Source organism: Dehalococcoidales bacterium, from assembly GCA_028716225.1.
In the GTDB taxonomy this organism is placed as follows: Bacteria; Chloroflexota; Dehalococcoidia; order Dehalococcoidales; family UBA5760; genus UBA5760.
In genome coordinates this window covers 1-3,541 of the sequence record JAQUQE010000105.1, presented here as the reverse complement: position 1 = coordinate 3,541, position 3,541 = coordinate 1, and the positions used below count along the sequence as shown (strand labels likewise).

General features: G+C 45.7%; 4 protein-coding genes. All 4 read left to right on the top strand.

The features are described 5' to 3' along the window. The first annotated feature begins 138 nt into the window (after positions 1 to 138). The 4 genes from PHI12_14215 (at position 139) to PHI12_14200 (ending at position 2,878) form a co-directional block, all read left to right on the top strand. Complete coding sequence (locus tag PHI12_14215) at positions 139 to 693, top strand: hypothetical protein (protein ID MDD5511942.1); 555 nt, start codon at positions 139 to 141, stop codon at positions 691 to 693. Between the two features lie 336 nt (positions 694 to 1,029). Then, positions 1,030 to 1,713 carry a hypothetical protein gene (locus PHI12_14210; GenBank protein ID MDD5511941.1) on the top strand — a complete coding sequence of 228 codons (684 nt, stop codon included), beginning with the start codon at positions 1,030 to 1,032 and terminating at the stop codon, positions 1,711 to 1,713. 425 nt (positions 1,714 to 2,138) lie between these two features. Next, positions 2,139 to 2,603: a hypothetical protein gene (locus PHI12_14205; GenBank protein MDD5511940.1), complete on the top strand. Its 465-nt coding sequence runs from the start codon at positions 2,139 to 2,141 to the stop codon at positions 2,601 to 2,603. Positions 2,604 to 2,722: 119 nt separating this feature from the next. Next, positions 2,723 to 2,878: a hypothetical protein gene (locus PHI12_14200; protein MDD5511939.1), complete on the top strand. Its 156-nt coding sequence runs from the start codon at positions 2,723 to 2,725 to the stop codon at positions 2,876 to 2,878. Positions 2,879 to 3,541: the final 663 nt, after the last annotated feature.

Sequence of the window (3,541 nt, the reverse complement as noted above, 5' to 3'; positions counted from 1 at the left end):
ATAGTAGTTACTACATACAAATATCGGTTTGCATTAAGCACTTCGACATATCTACAGAGTATCTCCTGACATATAGTGGCACTCCCCATTAGGTAAATTTGTCAATAATCTTTGAACGATTAAGTGGTAGGAAGTTCGATGACACAACAAATTATTATACCCACAGAATTTGATAAGGCGTATGCAGCAGGACTGTTTGATGGTGAGGGCATGATTGTCATAAACAAAATGTCTGAAGATAACTATACTCTGCGAATAGTCTTTACAAACACCAATAGTGATCTTGTAGAATTTTTCACTAAGAGATGGTCTGACTTACCTTATCGAGGTTACCTAGAGATATATACCATGAGAACGCATATTACTTCTGTGGCAGCAACTCTAAAGCATAGAACAGGCTATTATTTAGTATTTAACCTCATAGACGGTAGATCACTATTGAAAGATATAATGCCATACATGATATTGAAAAAAGCTCGAGCTATCCTGGCTATAAAAGCGATTGATGTTCTTGAAGAACCGACGTATACTAACCTCATGCAAGCAACTAAATCGTCAGCAGTCCAACGCGACGCGTTACGTTTTGGTCGGTTAATCCAGCCCTCAACCAGTATGATTCTTAAACCATTCTATGAAATGCTCCAAGAACTCCCCGATAAGCCCACAAAAGGCCCAAAGGGTCCACGGGCCTAAGTAAACATCACCATTAGGTAAATTTGTCAATAATCTTTGAGAGGGTCGTTTTTCAAAACAGTAATTACTGTTATAATAAAAGAAATATTTTATTTATTTTTGGATTAAAACGAATTATAATATTCTTAGAAAATTAAATAAAAGAGTTTTTTCGAAGTTCTATTATTATAGAATAAATAAAAGAATATATAATATAGAATATATATAGAGAATTATTTTCTCTTATATAGATAGATAACTATATCCAGGTCACTCCGTACTTTAACAACTGAAACGTGTCACTGATTCTGAGCATCCGTTTTGAAGCTGAGGACGTGAAGTCCGAAGGAGAACGAAATGACTCAGAAGATCGAAATCGATGCCGAAACCTTGGCGAAGATGGTCGAGAACAGTAACAGACTGACGGAGATGTTCCTTTCCGGTTCTACGGTTGGGAATGCTCCGGCAACCAGAACCGGCAGAACCACCCAAGCGGCGAAACCCTGCAAGGATCTTTCGACGGGAATCGTTTACCGGAGCCACTCGGAAGCGGGTACTTCGGTTGCTCCCGAGTTCCATCTCAATCCGCTGCGGACCAGCGGGAAACTCATCGGTCGTCCCAACGGGTACATCTGGTATGAGGTTCTGCGGCTGGCAGGTTCGAAGGATGGCAAGTCCACCAGATTCGTCGACATCATCGACGGGGTGGAAACCCCCATCATGGTCGGCATGGATGTCCTGGTAACTCCCGCAGCCGTGACCAACACTCCGGCAGTGCCCCAGGCGGACGTCGTCTCCAAGAGTGAGTACGACAAGCTGAAAGAAGAGCTGAATGCTCTCAAGGAGCTCATTCTCGCGGAGAAGAAACCGAACGTCGTGGAAGACAAGAAACCTGAGGTTACCTCCACTATCAACAAACCGGCGGAAGATAAGAAACCGGACGTCATCGACCCCAACAAAAAACCGGACGTCTTCATCGACCCCAACAAGAATCACCTCAACATCCCAGACAACAAGACCGGTATCATCAACAAGAAATAGACTCAAACTGCCAAAGGCAGTAGTCTAAAACAGCTTTCGCGGGTGCTCAGAATCAGTTACACGTTCTTTTAATAATTTGGTCTACTGCACTGCTGAAGTCATTTAGACTTTAGTTGGATGGACGTGGTGCTTAAGGAAATAAATAATGGGGAAGATCCGTCCACATATCCCTGCTGAGGCAGAAAGTGATTAGTAGACGGGGACGCACAACGGTAGAAGCCGGAGAGGTCATTCCTCGCGTTTTCACCGTTCGATGGGCATCCGGTTGCAGAATGCGAGTCTTGTGCGTCCTACCGGGAAGTGCTTCCTACCGCGACGTGGTTTTCCGGCCAGGCATCCGCCGACCGAAGGCGAGTGCCTCAAAATGGAAGTCCTTAACAATCTAGCCTACCGCTCTCTAAAGTAAGATTAAGAGAGAGGTAAAGATGACACAGAATACGAACCCACCGGCTGCTACTGCGGCAAAGAAACCGTCGAGAATCGACAACATTGAAGATGTCATGAACCAGATCCTGGACGTGGTCGAGAAACTCGTCAAGAGAGTCGATGAACTCGAGAAATCGGCGCCCAACGCGAAACGCCAGCTCTTCGGCGGCAAAGGCCAGAAGGGCCGGACCGCAATGGTCGATACCAAAACCGGCAAGACTTACGTGTCCAAAGCCGCGATCGGCAAGGCCCTGGCCGTCGAACTCGGCCTCGATCCCCTGGACCACTTCGTTTACTACAAGATCCAGACCCAGTTCCCTGACCGGATGAAGGAAGCCACCGAAGCCGAGTCGCAGGCCGCCTGGGACAAGGAAGCCGCGGATAAGCAGAAAGAGATCGAGGACACCAACAAGCGCCTCGCGGCCGAGGAAGAGAAAGCCAAGAACCCGCCGAAGACCGCCTAGGTCATAATCCCGTAACATTCGTATGAGAGTGGTAGGCTAGATTGGACTACGATCAGATACTATAACCTTTCAGTTATAATACCTGATCGTAGTCTTAATGGAAAGGAGGTGTGTCATACATGAATAAGGATGTCGAGCGTGCCAAGAATGGTATCTTGTTCAGAAACGGTCAGTTCGTGAAAGCTGACGAAGTCCAGAAATCGGACGAAGTCCAGAAAAAGGAAAAGGCATCACGCAAGTTCGATATTTCGAGACTCGTGTCAATCAAGAAATGACAAACGTATACCATGGAGTAAGTTGGTATCCAAGGTGTAAGGTCTGTCACAAAATTCTCACAATAATGCGTATGGGAACACACATGCGCATTGTGCCATGCCGCGACCATCCAGATTCTATGATGGTCGTGGATGAAGTCGTGGATGTAAAAGGCTGGAGAAGACGCACTCGTCAGTTTGAGACGAACGGTATCTTTTCTGGTCACGTTGCAAAGAGGAAAATGCAAAGAGGAAGTTGGTAGTCGAATTCACATGAAAGGAGCCGAATGAGTCCTGAAGAACTCTTCATGAGTAGACTACAGTACCCAAGACGTGGTGACTGTATCAATTCAGTAGGGTGTCGTCTCAGCGATGCTCTCCTACATCCTGGAGAGAAATCGATGTTGAAACGGTACCCTTGTCACATTACGTCGGAGTACACATGCAAGAACGCTTGTATCATCAGGAGATCTATTGGTGGTCAAGCTTGGCTGAAGGAAAACTTTGGATCGAACGATGAACCAGCGATCGTCTGTGTCAATGGACCAATCGGTTAGATAACATCCTTGTCATCTGTAGAGAATCACTTCTTATATTCTCTACAGACACAAGTGTGTTATGAAATACAGAACTAATTCGAAAATTAAGCACCAGCACAACATGATACCACGTCTTCGTGAACTG

Bases quoted from the DNA above. Each gene is read 5' to 3' on its own strand.
- PHI12_14215 (MDD5511942.1), top strand. From the start codon at position 139: ATGACACAACAAATTATTATACCCACAGAATTTGATAAGGCGTATGCA.
- PHI12_14210 (MDD5511941.1), top strand. From the start codon at position 1,030: ATGACTCAGAAGATCGAAATCGATGCCGAAACCTTGGCGAAGATGGTC.
- PHI12_14205 (MDD5511940.1), top strand. From the start codon at position 2,139: ATGACACAGAATACGAACCCACCGGCTGCTACTGCGGCAAAGAAACCG.
- PHI12_14200 (MDD5511939.1), top strand. From the start codon at position 2,723: ATGAATAAGGATGTCGAGCGTGCCAAGAATGGTATCTTGTTCAGAAAC.